This window comes from Alteromonas sp. V450 (assembly GCF_001885075.1).
Taxonomy (GTDB): domain Bacteria; phylum Pseudomonadota; class Gammaproteobacteria; order Enterobacterales; family Alteromonadaceae; genus Alteromonas.
This window is the reverse complement of record NZ_MODU01000004.1, coordinates 493,210-519,017: the sequence shown is the minus strand read 5'-3', so window position 1 is coordinate 519,017 and position 25,808 is coordinate 493,210. Positions and strand designations below refer to the sequence as shown.

The following is a 25,808-nucleotide window of genomic DNA, read 5'->3' as shown; positions in this document are numbered from 1 at the left end:
GGAAAAAAGTAGCTTGAGTACATTGGTTAGTAACGAATTTGAATTAGAACCGGCAGATAGCAAACGTTTGTCGAGTTTATGTGGCCCCTTTGATGACAACATTAAACAAATTGAGCGCAGGTTAGGCGTAGAGATTACCTACCGCAACAATGCATTCAAGGTGTTGGGTGAACCGCAGCAAATAAAAAGTGCTAGCGAATTACTTAAGCTTCTTTATATAGAAACACAGCCCATCAAGGGCCGTATTCCTGATTTAGAAGCAGAACAAGTTCATCTTGCCATTCAAGAAGCCCGCGTTATTGAAAAAGACGCAACCGGCGGCTACGGCAAAGAAGTAAATATCAAAACCAAGCGTGGTGTTATCAAGCCGCGTAACCCTAACCAAGCGCAATATGTGGCAAACATTGTTAACCACGATATTACGTTTGGAATTGGCCCTGCTGGAACAGGTAAAACCTATCTTGCTGTTGCCGCTGCTGTAGATGCGCTTGAGCGACAAGAAATTCGTCGTATATTGCTTACCCGCCCTGCGGTAGAAGCGGGTGAAAAACTCGGTTTCTTACCGGGCGACCTTTCACAAAAAGTTGACCCGTATTTGCGCCCGCTTTACGACGCCCTGTTTGAAATGCTGGGGTTCGAAAAAGTAGAAAAGCTAATGGAACGCAACGTGATTGAAGTTGCGCCGCTAGCTTATATGCGTGGTCGGACGCTGAACGACGCCTTTATCATTTTGGATGAAAGCCAAAACACCACGGTAGAGCAAATGAAAATGTTCTTAACCCGTATTGGTTTTAATTCAAAAGCAGTGATAACCGGAGACATTACGCAAGTAGATTTACCTCGAGGCGCAAAATCAGGCCTACGCCATGCCATCGAAGTATTAAGCGAAGTGGATGACATTTCCTTCAACTTCTTTAATGCCGAAGACGTGGTTCGCCACCCTGTGGTTGCTCGTATTGTAAGAGCCTACGAAGTGCACGACGCTGAACAAGAGCGACTGCGCAAAGCCCGCAAAGAAGAAGCACTGCGCCTTCAGCGTGAACAAGCAGCGCAACAAAATGAAACGCCTACTTCTACAGATAAGGGTGAAAACGCGTAGTGACGGCGATTATAGATTACCAGCAGGCCTATGAAGGTGAAGATGTTATCTTAGCAGATATTCCAACATCTTCAGAACTTGAGCGTTGGGCAAATGTCGTTTTAGCTTACGAAGGGGTGAGCGAACAAGAAATTACCGTGCGCTTTACTGATGAAGTGGAAAGCCAAGCGCTTAATTTTGAATACCGTGGTAAAGAAAAGCCCACAAACGTACTTTCTTTTCCATTCGAAGCTCCGCCAGGTATAGAAATGAACTTGCTTGGCGATTTGGTAATTTGTGCCCCCGTGATAAGCCGTGAAGCCAAGGAGCAACAAAAAGCGGTAGTCGACCACTATGCTCACATGACGGTTCACGGCTTGCTTCATTTAATGGGTTACGACCATATAGAAGACGCAGACGCAGAAGAAATGGAAAGCAAGGAAATCGAAATCTTAGCCCAATTAGGCATAGACGATCCGTACCAATAACTTTATGCTAAAAGCTATGTAAATGCGCAAAGATGTAAAGCATGGCCACGAAAATAGACGATATTCACCAAGATCCCGTTATCACCCGCCTATTGGAAAAAATGCCAAAAAAAGTGGCATCTTCATTTAACGAAGAGCAGCTTTCACATTTGAGAAACGCAATTGGCGCAAGGGAATGGGGTAAACATAAATTGGATGTACGAGGCACGGTTAAGTTCTTAAAATGGCGTTATTATTACGTAATACTCGCGGGACGAAACCGCCGCTCGTTATCTGAAAAAGAAGTGAAAGTAGCGCGTGTTCTAACGGCAAGTATTGTTGCTACTTTTATAACCTTTGCCGTGTTGCTAGGGCTAATTGTTATTTATCTGATAAAGTCAGCATTGGGGATAAACTTGATTGACGGCTGGAGCTTAGGGCTTTGGACTTGGTTTAAAGAATTGTTGTAATACTTCTATATACGGTTTCAAAATGGCACTGAATAGTTACCAATCAGTAGAGACGTCAATATTTTTTACACTCATTAGTTAAAGCTGTGAAGGCGAGAGAGTAACCCGTTGTAAATTAAGGTATTTTGAATTATGGCCCGCTACTTGCTTAACAAAGAAAGATTGAAAGATAAATGAGGTATCTAATGTCAATAAGTATAAAAAAGCTCTTGTTCGCAACGTTTATGCTTGCTTCAAGCATCAGTAATGCAGACGCAGCAATGATTTTGAACAACACTCAAGAAGTTGAAGCTATTAGCATCAATGAGAGTTTTCGTTCTTTTTATGATTATAACAATGGTTCTAGGTTTGCTTCAGATACAGGGCTGGAAGTTGAAGACTCCTTTGTCTTTTTCTTGGCGCAATTCAACGGGCAATCAGCTCTTTTCGGCTTGCTAGATGGTACAAATAACGGTGACGACGTCTTATTTGATGTTGCTCTTAGTGACTCATCAAACTCTCTTGGAAATTTGATATTTAAAGATGACCCTACATCTGACAGTTTCTCATCTACTTCACCAGGCAACTGGCTTTTTGAATACAACATGAGAGATCGACCCGGTAGAGGTGACGGCTTCGTATATTTGCTAGGCGACGGTGGCTACACATCGCTAGACGTCAGTTCTGTTTTTAACAGTGGATCAGCTCGTGGTGCTTATTTCGTTTCTTTCGAAAATGGTAACAGTGAATATATCGACCTTGGGATGTCATTAACATCTCTCCAATTTTCGTTAAACAGCGTGGATACATTACAAAGCGTTGAGGTGGCCTCGCCCTCTACGTTAGGTCTTTTTTCACTTGCACTGATGATTTTCGCGATTCGCAAACGACGTTCTTAATAGTTAACGCAGTATCTCAACACCCTCTTGAATAGGGGGTGTTTTTTAATTCCTATATCATTGTTTTTGTATCGATGCTCTCAGTTCAGTAGTCCTTGCTGTTATAAAAAACTGAAAATTTCAGTTCACCCCCCTTTTGTAATAAGTTTCATCTTTTTTTTATTAAACGTTTTCAGTTAGTATACTGCTTCGAGAATTTACTAACGTAGTAATTGTGAGAATTTTTGATGATGTATATTAATGCTTTTACGCTCCACCGCCTGTATTCAAAAAAAATTGTAAGACGATTTAAGCTCAATGCCTTGTTTGAAATGCTAAATTATTTTCTATTTAATTGCTCTGTGCCAGCTTCTGCCAAAATCGGTGAAGGAAGCTTTTGTTCACACAGGGGAATGTCAGTTGTAATTCATAAAAATGCTATCATAGGCCGCAATACCGTCATTGGCACATCTGTGACTATAGGAGGAAAAGGGAAAAACCAGCCGGGTGCACCAATAATTGGTAATAATTGTTACATAGCTACTGGCGCAAAAATATTGGGGCCTGTCACAATTGGAAACTCAGTTACTGTAGGTGCTAACTCAGTAGTAACTTCTAACATTCCAGATGGAGCAACTTTTGCAGGCGTTCCCGCAAAAGATATAACGAAAAGAGATTGATAACCTACCTTTATTTTTGAGTATTAATTTTTCGATCGAGGAAAAGCATATAAAAGAAATAAAAAACAAAACTAACTACTATTGAAAAATAAACACCACTTTTAGGGATAACATAGATAAAAATCACAGCAATAAGACTTGTACAAGCAGCTAAGATAACTTGGTGAGAAACTACTTTGAATATGAATCCCTGACTAAGCATTCGCCAATATATCAAGTACCCACATAATTTAAAAAAAAGAAATCCAAAAATAAATTGTGTGGGATAAAATATGACGAGATATTCCTCAGATAGAAACATTTTTAAAAACTCTCGCCCAAATAACCACCAAACAATATTTAATGCCAGACAAAAAAGAAACACGATAAAGGTTGGCAGCAATATACTTTTTCGACCCACTCGTTTCTTGAGATAAAAATTTAACATTGAGGAAAAAGCAAAAAATATGACGTTATACAGTTGATGCGCAACCGAAAACAAGCCTAGAGCGGTACTAGAGCTTAAGAATCCCAATATAAGCCTAGGGCTGTTATTTTGAAAAGCTATAGAACTCTGGCCAACAAAATACGGAGCAGAATTAATAATGCATGCTTTAACCTCACTAAGTTTGGAGTGAGTACCAGCAATGCTCAAATACATCACTTTAGAATCAAATATTACGAATAAAAAAGCGACTGTGAGAACTTGATAAAAAAAGCAACGTTCTATACTCATGCCAGAGTGCGCTGAATACAAAAAAACAAGAAAGCACAACGTACTTTTCACACCTTGTGAGAGCATAAGCTTCTTATACGAATGGCAAGAGATAAAGTGTGACCATAGAATCTCTGTGAAGAATGTAACAAGCCGATAGAAAAATATACTTACATAAAGAAGCGTAACACTGTCAAATACAAAGCAGTAATATATAAGGGCGAAAGCACAGTAAGGAAAACTTAAAAGAAGTCGTGCATATAAGTAAGTTTTGAGACGATAGGTATCCTTATTCAAAAGGTATGACTGCCTCATACCAAATGAGCAAACAATTCCTGTCACTAATAATAAAGTATTAATGAATGTATATACCCCAAGCAATTCTGCTGTAAAATATTTGGCTATCACTACTATTGTCAAAAACTGAATAGCAGATTGGATAGCTGTGAGAGATAAGCTTACTAGTCCTCCTTTCATAAGCTAACTTTTCAATATTTCGGCGAGTGCGTTTAGAGTAGAGGCTGGTGCAAATTTAGGTAGTAATTCAGTTTTTTGCGAAGATTTGGCATTCAAGAAAGCTGCTATATACTTAGAAAATTCTTGGTAAGTTTCAGCTTTAGCGCAATTTTCGAAAACGGAAAACTTTTTAGCAGTCCCCTCTTGATGATTGTTTCTGTGCTCACGTAATGTCGACTTCCTTGGAACTACTAGAAGATTTTTCCCTTCACAAAGGCTAGTTAAAATTGTTCCCATGCCTGCGTGAGCTACTACTAATTCCGCTTTCTCAAAGGCTCTATCAAACTCGAAAAAGTCTAAGTTCTCAACCCAGCGAAAATGATTAGGAACGTAGTTAGAATTTCCTATCTGCCCAAAACATTTAACTTCCGGGTTTTCTTTACAAAAATGGTCCATCCAATACACAAGCCTGTCAAAGGGTAGTTGTGTGCCGGTTGTAAGAAAAATCACAAAACACTTCCAATAAATCGTACGTTCTCGGCTTTAGCAACGTGCTCCCATTGGGAGAAACAGTCTTTCGTAAAATACTTTGCCACTTTCCCCCCGAGTGATAATTCCTCTGTATTAGCAATACTGTCAAACCAAATACATTTAGCACCGACAAGTTTTGCTGCAATTAAAATTAGTAAACCTGGTGCGGCACCTGTTGTAATTACTATTTTCGGCTTGTGTTTAAGTACGATTTTCAAACAGCTCACGAAGCACTTGACGACCTTAAGATATTCGTCTGCGTTGCAGTCCTCTACGTAAAGATAGCGACTTTTATCTATTGTCTTAGGAGGGCACAGTGAGGTAGAGACCAAGAGAAATTCGGAGCCAAAAGCTGGCGCTAGCCGGAGTAATTGAACGAGGTGACCACCAGCTGATGCAACTGCCAAAAGTTTTTTACCCATTTAGTAGCTCCTTATAAAGCGCATCAACTTTCGGTACAATTTTGCCAGGCGAAAACTTCGCTTTATATGTCGCTGCAGCATTTGCCGATACCTTAACATTAAGCGTGTTCTTTCCGTTTAAGATTTCCCTTAGCTTTTGTCGAATCTGTAATATGTTTCCTGGTTCTACTAAAAAACCATTTTCATTATCAATAATAATCTCACCGATCCCTCCAACCGGAGTGGTTATTACTGGTTTACCCAAACTAAGCGCTTCGACAATAACCATAGGGAGACCTTCGTTGTAAGATGGAAGAACAATTGCACTCGCATCGTTTAAAACTTGAGTCTTTTTGTCACGGTCTATCCACCCTAAAAACTCGATCTCTTCTTCAAGTCCTAACTCTTTAGCTAAGAAAACAGCTTCAGTTAAGAGACCGTCTCCACACACTATTAACTTTACGTTATGATTACGATATTCACTCTTAAACATTGCGAAGGCTTCGATTAGGTCGAAAATCCCTTTTCTGTGAATCACTGCTCCCAAGAAAACAAATTTCACAACGCTTTCTGTTTTAGAAAACATCTTATTTTCAACCGGCATACAGAAGTTATTTATTACTTCAACTCTAGCCAAAGGAGCAACGCGATTTATAAAGTCACGCCAAGTATTCGATAGTGCGATCACAACACAAACTTGAGTAAACAGTTTTTTTATGAGGTATTTGGTGAATTTTCCACTTTCTAGATAAAACGTTTTAAACTCAGAACCATGTAAATGCAATATGACCTTCGAGCCCAAAAATTTAGCGATGTTTGTATAAATAAACTTGCGATAAAAGCTTCCATTCATAGACATGTGCATATGAAACACAGTGTTTCGTCTTACGCTGTAGAACAGGACAAAAAAAAGCACGTACAGAAAACGAACAATCTTTATTAAAGCCTTTGAATTAGAGTGTGACTTTATCCAGCGTGATTCATAAGAATCGAACAAACCAGCTTCATAGTAATTTTCTACAACGCTTCGTATGCCGCCTTTTTCAGAAGTTGAAATCGTTACGATCAAGCCTTTAACTTTGTTGTGCACTACCAAACTCCTTTTTCAGAAAAACGTAATCTTCAGTATAATAAGATTTCAAGAGTTCATAAGTTTCCTTAGATAGCTGAGTGTCTATGCTTGTATCATCTTTATTTAGAAGAAAATAGAAGTTAACCAATAACCTCTTCAAATTGGGGTTTCTCAGGAAAAACTTTTCAAAATTAGAGTTCAACTTCATCGCCGCTCTATGAAAGTGCTCAAACTTTGGTTGCGTTGTTTTATTTGTTACGTGAAAGTTAAAATTGTCGTAACGCCTCGAGTCAATATCAATCAAATCACATATCATTTTAACAGTATCTTTTGGCGAGCGCTTAAAATTCGCAAAGTCTACCAGTGTTACATTCGGAAAAAGGCGCCGATAATAATTGACATGTTTAGAATACTTGCCAGCATCTAGCACTTTCAAAAACCAATCATTGTCAAACGGTGTTTCATTTAAAGATAATTCGCCGCTGGAGTAAGATAAGCACATCTTTATATAATCTTCGAAACTCAGACTTTTGGGAATATAATATTTGCTTTTGTGAAAGCAAAAACTTGACTTAACTCTATCGACAGGGTCTCGAAGAATAAAGACAAAATGAACATTCTCAGGACCAACAGTATCCTTTATTTTTTTTCCCACTTTTCTTGCCAAACCAAGGTAGGCTGGTGAAGCCTCCATGTAGTATTTTCCCGAACGACGTTCGAAATTCTTAAGATATCCATTTATATCAACGACTGGATTACGGAAGTAATCAGTCTCCTTAACCTTTGAAGGGATTATTTGGTCACTTGCGGAAAAATACTGAAATAAAGATGACGTACCAGCCTTCTCAGTCCCCCCTATAATAAGAAATGACCTTGGCTCATTTTCATTTAACTTCATTAAACATGCTCTTACTTTTAAAATGTCTTCCTGTATACATCGCTACTAAAAGGAGCGGAATAACAGACCCGGTATAGACTGGTGCATTTATACTTATCGGCAATGTCAATATTAATAACATAACACTTATCAGATTTTCTGGCTTTGGGCTGAACCTAACCCTCAAATATCGCTGAAATAGCAAAGAAAAGATAAATAATAAATTGAAAAAGAATCCTATATACCCAGATTCGCCAATTATCATAGCCCAATAGGTATCAGTTAAATAGGATTTTCCAGCTGAGAACCACCAATAAGCACCAAAACCTAATTGATTATACGCAGCATTTGGGTTGCCGAGCGACATACTACTCCCGAAACTTCCTAAGCCGTTACCAAATGGAAAGTTGTAATTGGCGAGAGTGATAGACGACTGATACAGAATAACGCGCACGTTGTTTTCCATCGCAGAACCACTTAGTAAATCGCCTTCAATGAATATGAGGGTAAAGCTGAAAAACGAAAAAGCTATCAAACCTATGAAATAGTATTTGGTGATTAGTAGCTTCGGGCTCCTCTTCAAAAACCATGCTGAAATTAATATAAAAACCAAAGCTGAAAGCTCCAAACGTTGCCCTGACAATAGCAAAGCAGCACTAGAAAACAAGAAACCTAAAGCATACATGTATTTTTTGTCATAAAGCCAACGACAGAAAAATATGACCGCTGTAAAGCAAACAAAAACCCCCATCGGTCCGGGATGATAAAAAAGCCCACTTGCTCGAGAGAATTGGGTACCTTGAACAACAGTGCCGACGAACGCACCTTCAAAGACTCCCTGATAACTAGCAGGAGATAAAACCGAGTAAATACAGGTAACTAGATTTGCTCCCAAAAATACTACTAGTCCACTTTCTATGTTTTTCAGTGTAAACGATGGAAATTTGTATTGGTAACAAGCGAAGAGTAATAATGGGAGCTTTAGATGCAAAAGCAACTGTCCCAAGACTAACAAAATCGATTGGTTTAAAGATGATAATATGGCACTCAGCAAAAAAAGGCCGAAGAATATGAAAGGCGCACGATAATATTTGAATGAAACTATGCGCCAGCGATTAGTGAATAAAACTAAATAGCAGAAAAAAAAAATACTAATCAAACTAACTTTCCCTGTGAATACAACATGATCTTTTGGAAACAATGTCTTAATCAGCTCTAATGCTACATTAAAGTAAAAAAGCCATGTGATATACGGGATTTTACGAAGTTTCATTGAAATCTTTCCAATTAATTGGACGACCCAATAACGATTCAAGTTTTTTCACATCCTTAATAAATATATCCTTCAGATGGTTTCTATCTGTTACTGAAAGAACATGCGAACTCTTTCTTTTTGTGGATTTTTTGATCATCCACTTTCTTATTTTAATTTGCTTCTCCTTTGAAACGAACTTTTTGCTAACAGACTTGACCCCACGAAGTACCCGCGAATAACGCAAAAAATGAAAAAACCTTGATACATCGCCAGAAGCATTCTCATTTAAAAATCTTATACTGGGGTCATACGCTACGCCTAAGAACGATAACAAATCCTGCTTGAGAAAATCACTTTTGATAAAATCCTCAAATATGTAGACTTTTACTTTTTCTTCACCAAAAAGCCGCATGTATTCAGCTACCTGTCCGTAATACATTGCTCTTGCCGCATACCAGTAGCTAGGAGGCCAATCTGTAACCGTCTTATAGAAATTCGTAGTTCGTCTAAATTTTTGGACCGCGGGTGATATGGCGTCTCGAAAAGGTAGTCTTTCATGACCATTTACTCGCTTATATTTCCAATACGAAAATGTAACGTCTATCGGATTTCTCAAGAGAATAATGACTTTAGCGTCACTGTTAAATTCGAGAATTTTTTGGGGAACGCTCTTGTCAAAAAGATAACCAGTACTTGCATCAACAATGACCTTCTCATCATTGTGCCCAGAAAACACCTCTTGGTATTCTTTGATATCACGAACACCGAAGCCGTCAATAAAAAAGAAAGGTTCCTTGTATTCAGGTACAAAAACGTCGCTATATAATTTCAAATATTCCGAAAGCGAGGTTGTACCGGACTTCGCAGCACCAACGATAAAAGCATTTGGCCTTTTACTTTTTTTGAAAATTTCAGTTTGCATTTTTTTATCTTTTTATACGTGTTACTTTACTTCCACTTCAGAAAAATATAAACCGTTTTAGAAGTCTGGATGTTTAGAATACTTAGTTCGATTTTTGTGCTTTTATTTGTTAATGCGTCGCAAAGCGCACTACTTATCAACGAAAAATTGATGAACTTCGTTCGAATAGAATACGGAGTTAAAGCATTTAACAGAGCAACATCGCTTGAGATGTTGCTTGCCTCCACAAACTATGAACCAATCGACGATCAGCTCTACGAAATCAACAACTTCTTTAACGAAATCCCATATTATACAGACAAAGAACATTGGGGCCAATCAGACTATTGGGCAACACCCGTCGAAATGCTAGGCACCAACGGCGGCGACTGCGAAGATTACGTTATTGCAAAATACTTCAGCTTACGGGCATTGGGAATTCCTGACAGTAAAATGCGCATGATGTTTGTTACGGCGCTTCGTCAAAATCAGGCCCATATGGTTTTAGCATACTATCCTGAGCCAAACGCAATTCCATTAATTCTTGATAATATAAATCCGCGGATCCTCCCTGCAAACAAACGGCCTGACTTGAGGCCGGTATACAGCTTTAATGGTGAAGGCTTGTACAAGGCAAAAGCAGAAGGCCGTGGAACAAAATTGGGCAATTCTCGTCACAAGATGTGGGACGATTTAACAAGCAGAATAGAACGCGAATTCTAAGAATAATAGGTATAACAATGTCACTCACAAAACAATTTAGTTTAGGTTTTTTATTCGTTTTACTACTCGTGTTTGTTGGCACCATTTACATAAATGTTAATAGCACCAGAGACTACATAGAAAGCCAACTGTCATCCCACTCACAAGATACCGCAACATCACTTGGCCTTTCTATTTCTCCCTATGTGGCAGACGAAAATTCATTGCCTATTGTCGAAACTATGGTGAATGCTATTTTTGATAGCGGTTATTACCAAAGCATTACCCTGCTTAGCACAGACGGTAACGTTGTTTTATCTAAACAAAACCCTCCAACACCCGAAGGCGTGCCGAATTGGTTCAGAGATATGTTTCCGCTTAATCCGCCTACCAGCGAAACAGAAATTAATTCTGGCTGGAACATGGCTGGAACGCTTGAAGTAACGTCACATCCTGGTAAAGGGTACCAACAGCTTTGGGAGAACGCAGAAAGTACATTCACGCTAACGCTGCTACTTTTCATTATAGGGAGCGCCCTGCTTTACGTGGTTTTACGCGCTATCTTAAACCCGGTAACGGCAGTGGTTACTGCATCTGAGCGAATTAGTGCCAGAGACTTCTCCGAAATTAAAGACATTCCGAATACCAAAGAACTTAACTTAATGGTGCGGGCGATTAACAAAATGGCCGCCATTCTAAACAAACAGCACAGTGAACTTACCGCTCAAGCGCAAAGCTATTATCAAAGCGCGTATCAAGATACGCTAACTAAACTTGGTAATAAACTTGCCTTAGATAATAAGCTTGCTAGATTGTTTGCAAACAAAGAAATGATGCCAACGGGCTACCTTGTCATCATAAGACTGTCTAGCCTTGGCCACGTTAACGAGTCTGAAGGTGCTCAAACCGCTGATATATATATCAATACACTCGCCCATATTCTTAAAACAAAGGGAAGTGAAGTATCTGCCGAAACGTATAGAGTTCGTGGCGGCGACTTCGTTATATTACTTGAAAATATTAATGAAGAACGATGCTGTAAATTTCTCAATGAATTGTCTGACGAATTTACAGCGCAAACGCTACCTATCTACACTAATGGGTTTGCCCATGTAGGTGCAGCCAAATTCAATGAATTGTCGAATAAAAAGCAGCTTTTAGAAAACGCTGATGCAGCGTTAACAACCGCGAAGCAAACGCCCAAACGTTGGCAATTAGCAAGCCATTTAAAGGCCAATATTACTCAAAGCGAATGGCGAGCACATTTCGATCGTATTATCAGAGATAATGCCGTCGATATAGTGCGCCAACCTGTAAAGAATTTTGACAGCACCACAGTGTACTACGAGTGTTTTGCAAGATTTAAGGCGCCGGATGATGACAACTATCTTCCAATGTCAGAACTCATAGCGGAATCGGAGCACCTTCATTATGCGGGAGCGCTCGATACTATTATTCTTAAGAAAATTATTACGTTACTTACGCAAACGCCAAATGAAACCGTTGCCGTCAATTTATCTCCGTTAACGCTTGCAGAGCGAGTGTATATCGACAAAGTGATATCAGTATTAGAACAGCACCCACAGCAAGCTAAACACGTAGTAATCGAAATTCAGGAAATAAGTGTTCAGAATGCAGCAGACAATGTTCACTACCTTGCCGATAAGCTGAGAAAGCTCAATACTAAATTAACTATCGAGCGCGTTGGTTCTAGTATAGCTGCATTTAGCCACCTACAGAAACTACGCCCTCATTACATTAAACTTGATGGAAGCTTTACGAGAAATATCCATAAAACTGAAGATAATCAATTTTTTGTGCGTTCACTCGTAAACATTGCTCACGGCTTAAACATAGCGGTAATTGCAGAGCTCGTTGAGGACGAAAGCGAAGCAAACACGCTTAAGGAACTATTTGTTGATCACCAGCAAGGATATGCCGTATGCAGGCCATGCGCGTGGCTTTGTTAGTGAATAAAAACAACGATATAACAAAGTTAAAAATGGGCACAAAATAAACTATATAAACATTTTATAAAGTGCTATTATCGTCGATATGACATGTCTTGCGCGTTGGTCTTTTTCAGGGTGCAAGCAAATATCGTGTTTTACGGAGTTTATATGCGCAATTACATCAAATTGGTTGCCGCTTTATTACTAAGCGTTTCGCTTTTTGCGAATGCTCAGGAAGAATCAGCAGACAAAAACAGCGTAGAAGCTAAACTAGTGGCTGTCGCACAAAGCGCCGGCTCTATCGAGCTTGCTATCGAACAGTTGCTTTCTGAAGAAGATACCACGCTTAGCGATGCTCAAAAGAAAGCGCTGGCAGCGTTACCAGATACTGCGCGGGTGCTCTTTTTGTCTACGGTAGTAGACGGAACTGATACGATAGATTCTGCATTAATCACTTCAACACAAGATGGCGTTACCACAGAGATGGGTGAAAACCTTGTAGACGCGTTCTCTCCACAGTTAGTTGACTTTGATGAAGAAGACAGAGAAGCTAACGCTACAGAAACGGCCGCAGGCCCAGGTTCGTCAGGCCCCGTTGGGGTTGGCTCAGGTTCTGGCGGTAGTGGCGGCGGTGGCGTCGTAGCCTCTAACAACTAAAATGTAATTCTAGTTGCGAATTACCCATACGATTAAGGTCTCTTACGAGGCCTTTTTTGTTATTGCGAGTAAAACTAATCATTACTAGTGTAATAACCTACCCTATTAAAAAATGAAGTTCAGCGATAAACAAATACATAAAAATAAAACGCTTTTCTATTGCCTTTTAGCCCTGTTAGCCTGGCTGCCGATACCGCTTGGAAGCAACCGTCCGTGGGCGTGGAGCATATTTGAATTAGCCAGCTATGCGCTATTTGCTTTTGCAGCGTATAAATACCGTCAAACGTTATTTCCGCGTTTGTCCGTTTACAAGCTGCCAATAGCCCTATTTACCGGCTTTTTATTTTATGTCGTTGTACAAACTATTCCCCTACCTAGCGCGCTACTGTCTTTGCTTAGCCCAGAATCTGCAAATATGTACCTTACGGCAGGTGTTAGTACGGCACCAATATCTATAGATGCGCCACAAACCTCTATATCGCTTTATAAATCTGTCGCGTATTTTTGTGTATTTCTAACCACGCTATTACTTTGTGATGAATTGAAAAAGATAAAACTACTTATGCTGCTGATTATTTTCGCGGGTCTTTTTCAAGCCATGTATGGCGCACTAGAAATTTTGTTCGGTGCAGAAACAAGTTGGATATTCCAGTTACCTGTAAAGCAAAATGCTACGGGCACTTTTGTTTATAAAAATCATTTCGCCAATTTTTTAATGCTTTGCCTTAGCGTAGGTGTGGGTTATTTGGTAAGCACATTGTTAACTAGCAAACCAACTGGCGGTGGTCATCAAAAGCTTCGCAATTTTTTAAGTATGTTTTTAAATGGAAAAGCTTTTGTGCGAATTGCCTTGGCTATTATGGTAATCGCTTTAGTTATGTCTCGCTCCAGAATGGGCAACACGGCTTTTTTCTTGTCGATGACGGTTGTGGGCCTGTTAAGCCTTTTTCTAATTAAAAAGCGCACTAAGGGGCTTACCTTGCTTATTATCAGCATGTTTATTATCGATATGTTTATATTAAGTGCGTGGTTTGGCCTAGATAAAGTAAAAGATAGGATTGAGCAAACTAGCCTGTCTACCGAAACCCGTGATGAGGTAGTAATAGATTCAATTCCCCTTCTGCAAGATTTTGCGCTAACCGGGTCGGGGCTAGGCACTTATTATACCGCGTTTCCGCAGCACACCGGTGACGAGGTGTATGCATTTTATGATCACGCTCATAATGATTACTTACAATTCGCTATAGAGCTTGGCATTCCCGCAACCCTTGTAATTTTTAGCTTACCGTTAATCGCATTGTGGCAATGTGTGAAAGTACTTAAGAACAGAAGAAGCAGCATTGCCAGAGGGGCCGCGTTTGGCGCTCTTATGGGTATAGTAGGCATGGCTATACATATCTCGGTAGACTTCCCTCTTCAGGCCCCTGCTAATGCAACCTATTTCATTGTTATTTTAGCCATAGGCTTTGTGGTGTCTAACAAGCGGCTTAGATAAATCTGTATTTGCAATCAATTTATTAGAGCGTGCTGCTTTTTGCTTTACGAATTTTATTCGAAATAAATACGCTTTTATTGAGGCGAGCAAAATGTGGTTTTATAACCTGAATTGATGAGGCGAAACAAAGGCCATAACGCGTTAAGCTGAACTTATTGGGCAGAAACAACCAACACGCTTTAGCTTTTGTCGCAGGACAACGGCTTTCTGGCCGCCGAAAAACGACCTTGTGACCATGAACAAACAAGTTGCTGTACACCAGCAGCCTTCACAGTATTAAGCACAGTACGCCGCGTTTTTGGGTGAATAATACCTTTGATAATATGTGTTTTTAACACGTCTTTATTGCTCAAAAACATGCGTATATCATTGCGGTAAAGATATACACCTAAGGCAGCAATAACCTGATGCACTTCCGGCGTATTAGGTCCATAGTGTGTTGCATTGTTAAGGTAGCGAAGAAAGTCGTCATCAAACTCTCCCTTTTCCCATTTTATATACACTAAGTTAGCCCAGGTAACAGGCCAGGAGGGTCTTGTTTCTAACGAGGTAAGATTAAGTAACTCTGCTTCATCAAGCAATTTCAATGCAGCATCACGGTTATCTGACTTTAGCGCCTGCCACTGTTTCACTGTGCTAAGCATGTCGGTATAAAGCGCTAAACCACTGTGTAAGGCTATCGCTGCTTCTGCGGCGGATTTCGCTGCTGAGAGTTCTGCAGTTTCTACCGTACTTTCTCCAGATTGTAACGGCTCAATAACGTTTTTTGCTGCGTAAAAATTTAGGTTTGCGACAAAGGCACTCACAGAGTGATATCCGCAATACGTCAAAATGACAAACAGCAAAACTAACAGCCCATTTTGAGCTCTATTTTGATTGTTCAAACCAGCAACCTGCAATTTTCATCGGCATGTCTTTACAAAGCTTATTAGCCATGGCCTCGCCAAACTGCTGATGCACAATTTCAAACGCTTTATGAAGCTCAGGTGGGCGCTTATGTATATTGTGTGCGTCTGTAGCAATGACATCGGCAAACCCGTCGTCTAACAAACGTTGCACGCATGCTTGAACTTTGGTGCCAAATGTCCCAGTTATTGAACCAGCCGTAAGTTGAAAGAGTACGCCCTTGCCTCGAAGCCACGCGGCTTTATTGTAATTGGCTAGAATATCTCTATTGCGCTCTGGATGCGCAATCATCACAGTGATCTCCTGAGCTTTAAGCCAATTGATAACTTGCTCGGTTCCTGGCGGGATATGGCTGTGCGGAAGCTCTAGCAACAGCACCGGTTTATCATCAATATAACCCAAAAATGGTAACCGCTCGCTAGAAACAAGCTTTAATATTGTCGGGCTAATACGCACTTCAGCGGCATAGTAACTTTTTAACGGGATGTTTTCTTTCTTGAGTGCCGCAACAAACACGTCGTGTGCTTGTTTTATGGTTTCTATGTCGTTGTCAAAGTAGCCTTCGTGAATATGTGGCGTGCAAACAATGTGCGTTATTCCCGAATTACTTGCTGCACGCGCAAGTTCAACCGAATCTTCTATTGTCTTCGCCCCGTCATCAATGCCGGGAAGTAGGTGGCAGTGTAAATCAATCACAACAGCACTCAACGTTTTCAGGCGTACTAATTGGTTTCACTACCATAGCCATATTTATCGTAATACCCCGTATATGCATAACCATTGCCTGCTTTTTTAACATCTACCTGGTTAAGAATAACACCGTCTATACGCTTACCTACCCGCATGAACCGCTCTAGGCCGCTAGATACAATTTTCTCGTTTGTTGCATCAGCTTTAACAACATGGAATAACATGTCAGCACTTTCACTAACAATAATGGCGTCGCTCACCGCTTGTATAGGCGCTGTATCTATAATGATATGTTCGTATTGCTCTGCCAAATCACTAATAACCTTTTTAAAGTTATCGCTCATTAGTAGCTCTTGAGGGTTCGGTGTAGCAGAACCCGCAGTAATTACGTCAATATTCGAAGCAACATCGTTACACAAACACTCATCTAAAGAATGCGTTCCTGCAACAAGATTAGCTATACCTGGCTGAAACCCTGGCATACCAAAACGCTTTGCTATCGCTGGCTTGCGCAAGTCGGTATCAATAAGCAGTGTTTTGCCAATTTGCCCCATAGCAAACGCCAAATTAATCGACACAGTGGTTTTCCCTTCTTTAGGTACACTCGATGTCACCATAACCACTTTTTTATCACCGGTTAAATCCAACAGCTGAATACTGGTTCGAAGCGTTCGTATAGCCTCACTGAAAACATGATTAGATGTATCAAAGAACTCCCGCAGCGGAAGGTCATCTTTCTTTCTATGGGGCTGCCAAGGAATTAATCCCATCATGCGTTGCCCTAATTTACGTTCAACATCTTCAACCGAGCGTATACCGCTATTTAAAAAATCTAGCACTAACGCGATAAACACACCAAATCCAGCACTCATTACCAATGTCGCAATCAGGATCAAACTTTTCTTCGGCTTGAAAGGCTCAACAGGAAGCGTCGCACGGTCAAGCACTCGTGCATTTGCGCTTTCAAAACCTTCCACCTCGCTTGTTTCCTGTAATCGAGTAAAGAATGAATCGTAAAGCTGCTGGTTTGTGTCCACTTCTCGCTGCAGCACTCTGCGCTTCGACTCTAATGTAGTCAGCTTTCTGTATTCATCCTTTGCTGATGCAACTGCTACACGTAATCGATTTACCTGAGACTGGGCTTGCCTGTACTCACTCGTAATCCCCGAAATTAGTGAAGCAACTTGGTTGTCTAATGTCTGTTTAACTGAAGCCAATTCCGCTTGTGCTGAAATCATTTTAAGGTGTTTCGGGCCATACACTTTACTTAACTCAGATACATTGCTCTGCGCTTTGAGTTCGGCTTCTTTAACATTTTGAATAGACGGGTGGTTTTGCACCGCTGGCATCGATGCAAGCTCAGTTGGGTCGCCATTAAAGTTTTGAACTTGTTCGAAGATTATTTCGCTTTGCTTTAAACGATTTTCAGCTTGAAGCAACTGCTCGCTTAAACCCTGAAGCTCTTCCGATGCAAGCCCTACTACGCCGTCCAGGTTAACTAGCTGCTCTCGCTGATAAAACTCAGCTAACTTTTTTTCTGAGACTTCTAGCTTATTTCTCAGCCCTGCTAAACTATCGTTCAGCCAAGACGTTGCTTTACTTGTCATATCGAATTTCGCTTCGAGATAACTTTCTATGTAAACTTCAGCAACGGCATTCGCTACTTCAGCCGCCAGTCTTGGAGACTCGCTGGTGTACGCTATTTTAACCACCTGTGTATTAGGTACTGGCGATATCGTTAAGTTTTCAGAAAACAGCGTTATAAGCAGCTCTTTACGCAACTGTGCCTGCTCATCTTCACTCAAGGGCTCTCGCGCTTTCTGTGGTAGAAATGTAAGTAACGATTTAACGGTAGATTTTATACCATCAAATGCTGATGTATTACTCTCTTCAAGCTTTTCAATAAAAACAGGATGCGAGTCTAACGCGAGTTTGTTCACCACCTTTTCGGCGATATACCTCGACTTCAATATTTCGTATTGAGTTTCAAAGTACTCTTTTTTCGACGCGTCTAATCCGTAAACTTGCTCTATAGAAACGATATTAGTTTCTTCTGACTCTATTAACAAAGACGAAGTTGCTTTGTAAACCGGCGTAAGTGAAAGCACAATAAGCGCAACTAAGAACGTAACAATTAGCGCTAGGCTTAAAATGCGCCATTTACTTTGGTTAATAACGCGAAAATAATGCGACAGGTCGATAATATCCTCGTCAGCATCGTCATGCGACGCTGCACGAAAGTCATTTTTCTCGGAAAGCATATTAATCCAGTACTTATTAGAAGAAGCTTTGTTCTATGTTGATGATGTCGCCTGGGAGTACTTGCATGTACCTATCTGCGCTGAGCGTTTGCTGTTCACCATTAACTATTCTGTCTACAAAAATCTTAGTTTTTGACGCACGCTCTGTATAGCCTCCGGCAAGTGCTGCAGCTTTATCAATGGTCAGCCCTGGCTGAAAAGCATATCCCCCAGGGTTTTTAACCTCGCCATTAATAAAGAAAGGGCGATATTCAACTATGCTTACTGAGACCGAAGGATTAATCAAATAATCCCCTTTTAATCCTTCGTAAATATAGGTTTCTAGCCCTCCTACCGTCATGCCAATTACCGTTATCTCGCCAAGATAAGGGTAGTTGATAACGCCTACATCATTAAGGCGCGTTTCAAGAGAAAGGTCATCTTGACCATACACGGTAATTTTTACCGTGTCTCCCGACCCCAATGTGTACTGGTTAAACTGAACCGACTGAGCAAACAGCGGAAAAGACGCTATCACATAAAATAAAAGTGCAGATATCGCTCTCAACATATTTAAAATACTACAGTGTTACCGTTAGCCCTACGCTAACGACATTTCGACTAAAATCAATTACACTTTGGTTGCTGTCGCGTTGATCAAACGTATAGCCTGCGTTAAACGTAAGGTAACGGCGCGCAGTGTAATTAACGCGAAAGCTAATGGTGGTATTGTCATCAACACGTGTAGAGTTCGCCCCAGTATATTCGTCTTCCGAATAAACGGCTTCAAACGAGGTCGACACTCTATCTTGCCACTTGTGATCCCATGTTAACTGAAAAGTTTGTCTATCTATAAAGTCACCTTCACCATTCGTCTCGTTGGTTGTAGTAAAGGTGGTAAAGTCTAGCGTTGAATAGGTACGTGGGTTCCATGTCACGCCAATCAACCAATCTAGCCCGCTAAAGTCTGCCCTGTCTCCATCGTCAAACTCTTTCTTGCGGTGACCAATTTTCACGTAACCAGATGTTTTCGCCGTTGTATCCCATTCTACACCCACCAGCGTTCTTACTTCTTCACTGTCTAATGGAGCCGTAGGGTCAATCGCAAAGTCGTAGTCTATATCGTTAAATATAACATCTAGCGTCAAATCAGTAGCCGGAAAAATGTTGTAAAAAAACGTACCCGCCAAGGTGTTAGTTTTTCTATCTCGCGTTCGATAGAGATCAGTATTAATGTCGTAATCCACCGAACTGTAGCCCGCTTTTAGGTCTAGACGCCCCGTAGCAGACGGCGCGCCGTAGCTATATGTTGCTTCAATACGAGATTGCTTGAACTGGTCTGGCGTTTCTATTGAATCGCCTCTTCCAATGGTAAAGTTAGTGCCTCGCTCGTCGTGATCGTCCATGTAAATAGCTAGAATTTCTAAACGATTACGCACGTCAAATTCTAAATTAGCTGAGGCGTTTAACAAATGGTCGGTGTAGTCATCGGCTTGACTAGAATAATAGTCACCGCGTTCTAATCGGTATCCAAATTGGAATTCATTAAGTCCATACGAATTCACTAAAATAAATTCTGGAGAAAGCACTGACATCCAGCTTTCCACTTCGCTGTCTTCTGAACGCAAAAGGTTGTCATCATGGCCAAACGTTGCATTAAAGGAAGGAAATAAGTCAAATCCTCCCATGTCTACGCTCGCTGGGGTTTGCGCAAAACTCGACAGGCTAATCAAAAGCCCGGTGGCTATTGTTGAATATTTTTTATACACCACAATCTTCCTTTACAATCACAAAACTAACGTCACGATATTTTTAGTGTTATCGTTATTATGTACCTAATGGAATAGTAAAGAAAAAATCACGCATTGACCATCAAAGTATTTAGGTAAAAATATGAAACATGCTATATTTCGAATACAACGCAGCGATATTTTACATTTATTTGCTGCTAGGCTATCTATATCATCCATCTTAAAACACTATTGATCAGAGATTTAACGTGACTTCCTCCAGCAGTAACGGCGGTTTTTTAGTACGAAATCAGAGCAGCTTTTCAACACTTTATCGTCTCTCTGACCTCTTTTTTATCGCCGCAACATGGTATGTCAGTTTTTTTGTGACAGAACTGGCAATTTCAAGTGAATCGGTTCTGCTTCTTTTAGCGTTTTGCGCTGTATTTCAACTCACGTCAGAAGCTTTTACCCTATATCGCTCTTGGCGGGGTGCGCCAACAATGCGTATTGTTAAACAAGCAGCCATATGCTGGGCGATATCCTGTACCGCAACAATTGTTTTGGATTACTTGCTAACAGAGGGAATTTCGAATAAGAGCAGCACGGTAATAGGCTGGTTTGTCACCTCCTTAGTAGCCCTATCTCTGTGGCGACTTGTCACAAGGCTTTTCTTATTTGAAATAAGAAAAAAAGGGTTCAACTCAAGACAAGCCATCGTTATTGGTGCAACCGAAACCGGTGAACAACTTGCATTACAGATAAAGTCTCATGAAGAGCTTGGCATACGCTTTAAAGGGATATTTGACGACAGAGCACCGTCAAGACTGCCGAACGCAACCCATAGCGACTTGAAAGGGTCTATTTCTGATGCCATTGAATTAGCAAAGAAAAACGAAATAGATTACATCTACTTGGCATTACCCATGTGTGCCGAAGATAGAATACGAGACATTTTAGCGCTTTGTTCCGATACCACTGCTAGTGTTTATATGGTACCCAACTTCTTTGTATATAACCTTATTAATTCAAAGTGGCATAGCATTGGCTCATTGCAGGCCTTAAGCGTGTACGACACACCTTTCAGTGGCGCAAGCGAAGTAACAAAAAGAGTAGAAGACTTTATTCTAGGGTTAATACTTACGACAATCGCCATCGTTCCAATGGCGCTTATCGCTGTTTTAGTTAAGCTTAGCTCTAAAGGCCCCATTATTTTTAAACAGAAACGCTATGGCTTGGACGGCAAGCCGATTTCTGTTTATAAATTCCGAACTATGACAACCCTTGATAATGGCGAAGAAGTAAAGCAAGCGCAGAAAAATGATCAGCGCATAACCAAAGTGGGCGCTGTACTTAGAAAAACATCGCTTGACGAGCTGCCCCAATTTATCAACGTTTTACAAGGCAGAATGTCTATTGTTGGCCCAAGGCCTCACGCTATTGCACACAACGAACAGTACCGAAAAATCATCTCGGGCTACATGCTTCGTCACAAAGTAAAACCAGGTATCACCGGTTGGGCACAAGTGAACGGGTTTCGCGGCGAAACAGAAACCGTAGATAAAATGAAAAAGCGCGTAGAATACGACCTTGACTACATGCATAACTGGTCTATTTGGCTAGATTTGAAAATTATCTTTAAAACCGCAATATTGGTCTTTAAAGACCAAAACGCGTATTGAACAATCCTTTTGGGGCAAGTTTACGATTGTTCTATAAATAAAAGTAATGCCGCGTTAATACGCGCCGCATTTAAAACAACATTAAAATTCGATTCAACAAACTGTTGACCTTGCTCGCAGAGCGATTTACCTTTGCGAGTGTATTAACTACAAAATGGACATTATGAGCGACGACAACCCTCACTCTACCAACGGCTCATCAGGCAAGAGTTGGTTAGATAAACTAAAAAATTCGATTTCTGGCGAGCCGAGAAGTAAAGAAGAGTTAGTATCGGTAATTACCGATGCCGAACAGAATGAAATAATTGACCCGCAAACCCGCGAAATGATTGAAGGGGTAATAGGGGTAAATGAACTGCGAGTAAGGGATATCATGATCCCTCGCGCTCAAATGACCACCATAGACGTTGAGCAAAAGGTAGAAGAGTTTTTACCTGTCATGCTTGAATCAGCGCACTCCCGCTTTCCCGTAATTAGTGAAGACAAAGACCATATCGAGGGTATCTTACTTGCTAAAGATCTTCTTGCCTTCGCGTTTAATGCGGAAAAGGAGTTTAACCTTCGCGATATTCTTCGCCCAGCGGTTATTGTACCGGAAAGCAAGCGCGTTGACGTGCTGCTAAAAGAATTCCGTCAACAGCGTTACCATATGGCCATTGTCGTTGACGAATACGGTGGCGTATCTGGTTTGGTTACCATTGAAGATATTCTTGAGTTAATTGTTGGCGAGATAGAAGATGAATACGATACCGAGGATGACGGTACCGATGATATTCGACCACTGAACAAGTCAACTTACTCAGTAAAAGCGCTAACACCAGTTGACGACTTTAACGAATTTTTCGAAACAAAATTCAGTGAAGAAGAAGCCGACACAATAGGCGGCATAGTGCTTAAGGCATTTGGTCATATGCCTGAAACAAACGATGAAATCAGCATCGGCGATATTCAGTTTAAGGTAACAAACTCCGATAAACGCCGCTTAATTCAACTCAAAGTGTCTGTTCCCTCTTTAGAGTAATGAATAAACAAAACCTCGCCTAACGAGGTGCACGCATAGCACCTCGTTAGGCATAACACGTTAACCCTTATCAGACTAACCCTATGCTGAAACGGTACACCCCTTACCTTCTTCTAATTTTAAGCGGCGCAAGCTTAACGCTCGCATTTGCCCCGTTTAATATGTGGCTAATTACAATACCGGTGCTCGCATTGGCATTCCGCCAAATAATAAAATTGCGGCATAAACCATTTCTAGCCGGATGGCTGTTCGGTGCCGGTTGGTTTGGTGCAGGTGTAAGCTGGGTGCATGTAAGTATTGCTGACTACGGCGGCATGCCGCTCATTGCTTCAATAGCACTCATGGCATTACTTTGCGGTTACTTAGCTTTATACCCGGCGCTTGCAACAAAATTAACCGTCAAATATTTCAATATCAACTTGTGGCCAATGGCACTTCCATTTTTTTGGGTAGTGGCCGAATGGTTACGCAGCTGGATGCTATCTGGTTTCCCTTGGTTGTCATTGGGCTACAGCCAGATTGACAGCCCCTTGTCTGGATTTGCGCCAATTATCGGAGAAACTGGCATTACAGCACTTTTGATAATTAGCGCAGCGCTTTTTGCCATAGTGAATAGTAAGCGTACATTTGCCAATGCTGCGTTAGTCACACTCTGTATGTTTGTTAGTGGTTACATACTCAAGCAGCACACGTGGGTGCAACCTAAGCAGGCCTATTCGGTGGGTATGGTTCAGGGAAATATCGCGCAAAGCCTGCGATGGGTGCCAGAGCAAGATGAGCCCACAATGCAAACGTACTGGGGGTTAACAGAAAGCTTGTGGGATAACGACTTAATTGTGTGGCCCGAGGCTGCTGTTCCAAAATTAGAACCACTAGCACAAGGCTATTTAGCGCGGGTAAACGAACGTGCTTTTAACGAGGGTTCAGCTCTCATAACCGGTATTGTTAACTACAACTGGGAAACAGACGAAGCATGGAACAACTTGATTGTTCTCGGAAAGCGTAAAACAGATGCGGCATACCCCGATTATCAGTACTTCCACAATAATCGATTTTCTAAACATCACCTTCTACCCGTAGGCGAGTTTGTGCCCTTCGAAGACTGGCTACGCCCGCTCGCTCCCTTGTTTGATTTACCTATGTCGTCATTTTCTCGTGGTGACTTTCAGCAGCCCAATTTAGAAGCTAACGGCATACATTTAGCCCCTGCAATTTGTTTTGAAATTGCCTTTCCACGGCAAGTGTTGGCAAACGTTTATGGCCACACCGACATGATAATTACCGTTAGCAACGACGCCTGGTTTGGGCGTTCACACGGCCCTGCTCAACATTTACAAATTGCCCAGATGCGTGCGCTTGAGCTAGGAAAGCCGGTATTGCGCGCAACCAACAACGGCATAACAGCTTTTATTGATCACAAAGGTGAAGTTATTTCGGCGCTACCACAATTCGAAGCGGCAAGCATAACCGCCCCGGTAATGGCCACAACCGGGTTTACGCCGTACTATCACCTACAAGATTTAGGGGTATGGATAATTGTTATTATGCTTCTGGCTGCGGCAGTAGTTTTGAAAAGTCGACGCGCGAATAATTTGGACAGTGAATAAAACTAAAACGCTGCCGTTTGGCAGTGTTTTTTTATGTTTTGCCTTTTTGTTCGCTATACCAGTGTTGCTTCTGCCATGATCTCTGGCGACACCTTGTTTCTCCCTGTTTTTTTCGCTTTGTACAACTCCATATCTGCCCGATAAAACAACGTATTCCACGTATCTTCCACGTTTTTTGAAGAAGACATACCAATGCTAATGGTTACCTTAATAGGCTGTGAGCCACTGTAGATCGATAGCGATGCCACTGATTCGCGAAGTCTATCGGCGATAGCGTAGGCATGATGAGTTTGCTGATGTGAAATAATAACTCCAAACTCCTCTCCGCCTAATCGCCCCACGATGTCACCCTCGCGCAGCTGTTCTTGCAGACACTGTGCCACGCTTTTTAATACTTTATCGCCTTCAGGGTGACCATAGTTGTCGTTAATGGCTTTAAAAAAATCGATATCAATGACGAGTAAAGTGAAAGGCCTTCTGCTTTTAGACTTTAACCTTTTCAATACTTTGCGAATAAAAGCGCGACGTCCGAACACGCCCGTTAGCTCGTCGAAGTTTGCCATTGCTTCCCATTCGCCTTTTTCTTTAGATAGGATAATAAATGGAAGAAGTGCAGACGTTGCAACGCAAAGCAGCACGTGAAGACCAACAGTTAACGTTATTAAAACCTGTAAATTAGATGCTAAACCATAGTAGGTTGCACCAGCGGTAAGCCCTGCTCGTGCCATCATAATAATAAAATGAATAAACAGTATGCCGCGTAAAAGGACGGAAATGCCCTTTATCGTTTTCCACTGCTGAGATTGAAAGCTTTGAAAAGAAAATAAAAACATTAACGCAATAAACAACGAAGTAGCCACGTCAACCAATTCATGGTTCCATGACAGCCCAAGTATGAGAAGAATTGCGAACACAAAAACGCGGTTTGCCGTGTGCTTAACGGTTGAATGTACACATTGAATATTAAAGCTAAGAAAGCCATGAAGTAGCAAATAGCTTGCTGTTAAATAAAGAAGCCCAGAAAATGTACCAAGAGCACTTATACTGGGTATCGACGTAGCAAGTGCGCTGCCGAGTAGCCCTAGGCAATACACAGAACACGATGCAGCCCAAAAATTGAACGCAACAGGTTCGTATTGATTTTTCGCCAATATGCGAAAATACCCACCTACCACTGCATTAATAGCAAGCGAAAGTAGCAATACAACTAGAACGGAACTTGTCATTTTTTGCTTGCAACATTAGACAAAAGTATTACTAATAATGACGTTAAATTCGAAATTTACGTAATGCGAAAGGTATAACAGCAGACCAATAAGTATTTTTTTATATACATTAATTGCAGAAATTTACGAAAAAATAGGCAGTTAGGCTTTGTGATAATAGA

25 protein-coding genes are annotated in these 25,808 nt (G+C 41.0%); 12 read left to right on the top strand and 13 right to left on the bottom strand.

Features of this window, described 5'->3' with window-relative positions:
* Positions 1–13 precede the first annotated feature (13 nt).
* The 5 genes from BK026_RS02295 (at position 14) to BK026_RS02275 (ending at position 3,552) form a co-directional block, all read left to right on the top strand.
* Entirely contained in the window at positions 14–1,099 is a 1,086-nt protein-coding gene (locus BK026_RS02295; RefSeq protein WP_071814364.1) for a PhoH family protein, read from the top strand.
* A complete protein-coding gene (gene ybeY, locus BK026_RS02290) occupies positions 1,099–1,566 on the top strand; it encodes an rRNA maturation RNase YbeY (RefSeq protein WP_071814363.1) in 468 nt (155 codons plus the stop codon). Before BK026_RS02295 ends, ybeY begins: the two co-directional genes overlap by 1 nt.
* 41 nt (positions 1,567–1,607) lie before the next feature.
* A complete protein-coding gene (locus BK026_RS02285; protein ID WP_071814362.1) occupies positions 1,608–2,015 on the top strand; it encodes a 3-phosphoshikimate 1-carboxyvinyltransferase in 408 nt (135 codons plus the stop codon).
* A gap of 185 nt (positions 2,016–2,200) precedes the next feature.
* Entirely contained in the window at positions 2,201–2,893 is a 693-nt protein-coding gene (locus BK026_RS02280) for a hypothetical protein (RefSeq protein WP_071814361.1), read from the top strand.
* 227 nt (positions 2,894–3,120) lie between these two features.
* Positions 3,121–3,552 carry a serine O-acetyltransferase gene (locus BK026_RS02275; RefSeq protein ID WP_083574976.1) on the top strand — a complete coding sequence of 144 codons (432 nt, stop codon included), beginning with the start codon at positions 3,121–3,123 and terminating at the stop codon, positions 3,550–3,552.
* A gap of 10 nt (positions 3,553–3,562) precedes the next feature.
* On the opposite strand, the gene BK026_RS02270 is transcribed toward BK026_RS02275, so the two are convergent.
* From BK026_RS02270 to BK026_RS02240, 7 genes are read right to left on the bottom strand one after another with little or no spacing between them, the layout of a single operon-like run.
* Positions 3,563–4,723, bottom strand: a complete 1,161-nt coding sequence (locus tag BK026_RS02270; RefSeq protein ID WP_071814360.1) for a lipopolysaccharide biosynthesis protein — start codon at positions 4,721–4,723, stop codon at positions 3,563–3,565.
* A gap of 3 nt (positions 4,724–4,726) precedes the next feature.
* Positions 4,727–5,212, bottom strand: coding sequence for a glycosyltransferase (locus tag BK026_RS02265; protein WP_071814359.1), 486 nt, complete (start codon positions 5,210–5,212; stop codon positions 4,727–4,729).
* Positions 5,209–5,655 (bottom strand): hypothetical protein, encoded by a 447-nt coding sequence (locus tag BK026_RS02260; RefSeq protein WP_071814358.1) that lies wholly within the window; start codon positions 5,653–5,655, stop codon positions 5,209–5,211. The genes BK026_RS02265 and BK026_RS02260 overlap by 4 nt, the downstream gene beginning before the upstream one ends.
* Entirely contained in the window at positions 5,648–6,724 is a 1,077-nt protein-coding gene (locus BK026_RS02255) for a glycosyltransferase family 4 protein (protein ID WP_071814357.1), read from the bottom strand. Before BK026_RS02255 ends, BK026_RS02260 begins: the two co-directional genes overlap by 8 nt.
* Positions 6,708–7,604, bottom strand: coding sequence for a sulfotransferase domain-containing protein (locus tag BK026_RS02250; protein WP_071814356.1), 897 nt, complete (start codon positions 7,602–7,604; stop codon positions 6,708–6,710). Before BK026_RS02250 ends, BK026_RS02255 begins: the two co-directional genes overlap by 17 nt.
* Positions 7,591–8,856 (bottom strand): hypothetical protein, encoded by a 1,266-nt coding sequence (locus BK026_RS02245; RefSeq protein ID WP_071814355.1) that lies wholly within the window; start codon positions 8,854–8,856, stop codon positions 7,591–7,593. Before BK026_RS02245 ends, BK026_RS02250 begins: the two co-directional genes overlap by 14 nt.
* Positions 8,843–9,760, bottom strand: a complete 918-nt coding sequence (locus BK026_RS02240; protein ID WP_071814354.1) for a sulfotransferase — start codon at positions 9,758–9,760, stop codon at positions 8,843–8,845. Before BK026_RS02240 ends, BK026_RS02245 begins: the two co-directional genes overlap by 14 nt.
* Positions 9,761–9,829: 69 nt before the next feature.
* On the opposite strand from BK026_RS02240, the gene BK026_RS02235 reads away from it, so the two are divergent.
* From BK026_RS02235 to BK026_RS02220, 4 genes are all read left to right on the top strand, one after another.
* Positions 9,830–10,462, top strand: a complete 633-nt coding sequence (locus BK026_RS02235; protein ID WP_071814353.1) for a transglutaminase-like cysteine peptidase — start codon at positions 9,830–9,832, stop codon at positions 10,460–10,462.
* Positions 10,463–10,479: 17 nt separating this feature from the next.
* A complete protein-coding gene (locus tag BK026_RS02230) occupies positions 10,480–12,411 on the top strand; it encodes an EAL domain-containing protein (protein WP_071814352.1) in 1,932 nt (643 codons plus the stop codon).
* Positions 12,412–12,561: 150 nt separating this feature from the next.
* Complete coding sequence (locus BK026_RS19595) at positions 12,562–13,050, top strand: hypothetical protein (RefSeq protein ID WP_177247869.1); 489 nt, start codon at positions 12,562–12,564, stop codon at positions 13,048–13,050.
* A 112-nt stretch (positions 13,051–13,162) separates the two neighbouring features.
* Positions 13,163–14,545 carry an O-antigen ligase gene (locus tag BK026_RS02220; protein ID WP_071814350.1) on the top strand — a complete coding sequence of 461 codons (1,383 nt, stop codon included), beginning with the start codon at positions 13,163–13,165 and terminating at the stop codon, positions 14,543–14,545.
* Positions 14,546–14,724: 179 nt separating this feature from the next.
* Here the strand turns inward: BK026_RS02220 and BK026_RS02215 are convergent, their stop codons facing one another.
* From BK026_RS02215 to BK026_RS02195, 5 genes are read right to left on the bottom strand one after another with little or no spacing between them, the layout of a single operon-like run.
* A complete protein-coding gene (locus BK026_RS02215) occupies positions 14,725–15,390 on the bottom strand; it encodes a VpsP family polysaccharide biosynthesis protein (protein ID WP_256253924.1) in 666 nt (221 codons plus the stop codon).
* Positions 15,391–15,412: 22 nt separating this feature from the next.
* On the bottom strand, positions 15,413–16,147 hold the full coding sequence (locus BK026_RS02210; protein WP_071814348.1) for a tyrosine-protein phosphatase: 735 nt from the start codon (positions 16,145–16,147) through the stop codon (positions 15,413–15,415).
* Positions 16,148–16,173: 26 nt separating this feature from the next.
* On the bottom strand, positions 16,174–18,402 hold the full coding sequence (locus tag BK026_RS02205; protein ID WP_071814347.1) for a polysaccharide biosynthesis tyrosine autokinase: 2,229 nt from the start codon (positions 18,400–18,402) through the stop codon (positions 16,174–16,176).
* A 16-nt stretch (positions 18,403–18,418) separates the two neighbouring features.
* Entirely contained in the window at positions 18,419–18,952 is a 534-nt protein-coding gene (locus BK026_RS02200) for a polysaccharide biosynthesis/export family protein (RefSeq protein ID WP_177247868.1), read from the bottom strand.
* A gap of 10 nt (positions 18,953–18,962) precedes the next feature.
* Complete coding sequence (locus tag BK026_RS02195; RefSeq protein WP_083574974.1) at positions 18,963–20,150, bottom strand: outer membrane beta-barrel protein; 1,188 nt, start codon at positions 20,148–20,150, stop codon at positions 18,963–18,965.
* A gap of 230 nt (positions 20,151–20,380) precedes the next feature.
* On the opposite strand from BK026_RS02195, the gene BK026_RS02190 reads away from it, so the two are divergent.
* The 3 genes from BK026_RS02190 to lnt all read left to right on the top strand — a co-directional run bounded on the left by BK026_RS02190 (position 20,381) and on the right by lnt (position 24,421).
* On the top strand, positions 20,381–21,793 hold the full coding sequence (locus BK026_RS02190) for an undecaprenyl-phosphate glucose phosphotransferase (RefSeq protein WP_071814345.1): 1,413 nt from the start codon (positions 20,381–20,383) through the stop codon (positions 21,791–21,793).
* A gap of 163 nt (positions 21,794–21,956) precedes the next feature.
* On the top strand, positions 21,957–22,814 hold the full coding sequence (gene corC / locus BK026_RS02185) for a CNNM family magnesium/cobalt transport protein CorC (protein WP_071817448.1): 858 nt from the start codon (positions 21,957–21,959) through the stop codon (positions 22,812–22,814).
* Positions 22,815–22,897: 83 nt separating this feature from the next.
* On the top strand, positions 22,898–24,421 hold the full coding sequence (gene lnt / locus BK026_RS02180) for an apolipoprotein N-acyltransferase (RefSeq protein WP_071814344.1): 1,524 nt from the start codon (positions 22,898–22,900) through the stop codon (positions 24,419–24,421).
* Between the two features lie 53 nt (positions 24,422–24,474).
* Here lnt and BK026_RS02175 read toward each other — a convergent pair whose 3' ends face one another.
* Positions 24,475–25,647 (bottom strand): GGDEF domain-containing protein, encoded by a 1,173-nt coding sequence (locus tag BK026_RS02175; RefSeq protein WP_071814343.1) that lies wholly within the window; start codon positions 25,645–25,647, stop codon positions 24,475–24,477.
* Positions 25,648–25,808: the final 161 nt, after the last annotated feature.

Bases quoted from the DNA above. Each gene is read 5' to 3' on its own strand.
- BK026_RS02205 (WP_071814347.1), bottom strand. From the start codon at position 18,402: ATGCTTTCCGAGAAAAATGACTTTCGTGCAGCGTCGCATGACGATGCT.
- BK026_RS02285 (WP_071814362.1), top strand. From the start codon at position 1,608: ATGGCCACGAAAATAGACGATATTCACCAAGATCCCGTTATCACCCGC.
- BK026_RS02280 (WP_071814361.1), top strand. From the start codon at position 2,201: ATGTCAATAAGTATAAAAAAGCTCTTGTTCGCAACGTTTATGCTTGCT.
- BK026_RS02245 (WP_071814355.1), bottom strand. From the start codon at position 8,856: ATGAAACTTCGTAAAATCCCGTATATCACATGGCTTTTTTACTTTAAT.
- BK026_RS02250 (WP_071814356.1), bottom strand. From the start codon at position 7,604: ATGAAGTTAAATGAAAATGAGCCAAGGTCATTTCTTATTATAGGGGGG.
- BK026_RS19595 (WP_177247869.1), top strand. From the start codon at position 12,562: ATGCGCAATTACATCAAATTGGTTGCCGCTTTATTACTAAGCGTTTCG.
- BK026_RS02270 (WP_071814360.1), bottom strand. From the start codon at position 4,723: ATGAAAGGAGGACTAGTAAGCTTATCTCTCACAGCTATCCAATCTGCT.
- BK026_RS02230 (WP_071814352.1), top strand. From the start codon at position 10,480: ATGTCACTCACAAAACAATTTAGTTTAGGTTTTTTATTCGTTTTACTA.
- BK026_RS02275 (WP_083574976.1), top strand. From the start codon at position 3,121: ATGATGTATATTAATGCTTTTACGCTCCACCGCCTGTATTCAAAAAAA.
- BK026_RS02240 (WP_071814354.1), bottom strand. From the start codon at position 9,760: ATGCAAACTGAAATTTTCAAAAAAAGTAAAAGGCCAAATGCTTTTATC.
- BK026_RS02200 (WP_177247868.1), bottom strand. From the start codon at position 18,952: ATGTTGAGAGCGATATCTGCACTTTTATTTTATGTGATAGCGTCTTTT.
- BK026_RS02220 (WP_071814350.1), top strand. From the start codon at position 13,163: ATGAAGTTCAGCGATAAACAAATACATAAAAATAAAACGCTTTTCTAT.
- lnt (WP_071814344.1), top strand. From the start codon at position 22,898: ATGCTGAAACGGTACACCCCTTACCTTCTTCTAATTTTAAGCGGCGCA.
- BK026_RS02175 (WP_071814343.1), bottom strand. From the start codon at position 25,647: ATGACAAGTTCCGTTCTAGTTGTATTGCTACTTTCGCTTGCTATTAAT.
- BK026_RS02260 (WP_071814358.1), bottom strand. From the start codon at position 5,655: ATGGGTAAAAAACTTTTGGCAGTTGCATCAGCTGGTGGTCACCTCGTT.
- BK026_RS02235 (WP_071814353.1), top strand. From the start codon at position 9,830: ATGTTTAGAATACTTAGTTCGATTTTTGTGCTTTTATTTGTTAATGCG.
- corC (WP_071817448.1), top strand. From the start codon at position 21,957: ATGAGCGACGACAACCCTCACTCTACCAACGGCTCATCAGGCAAGAGT.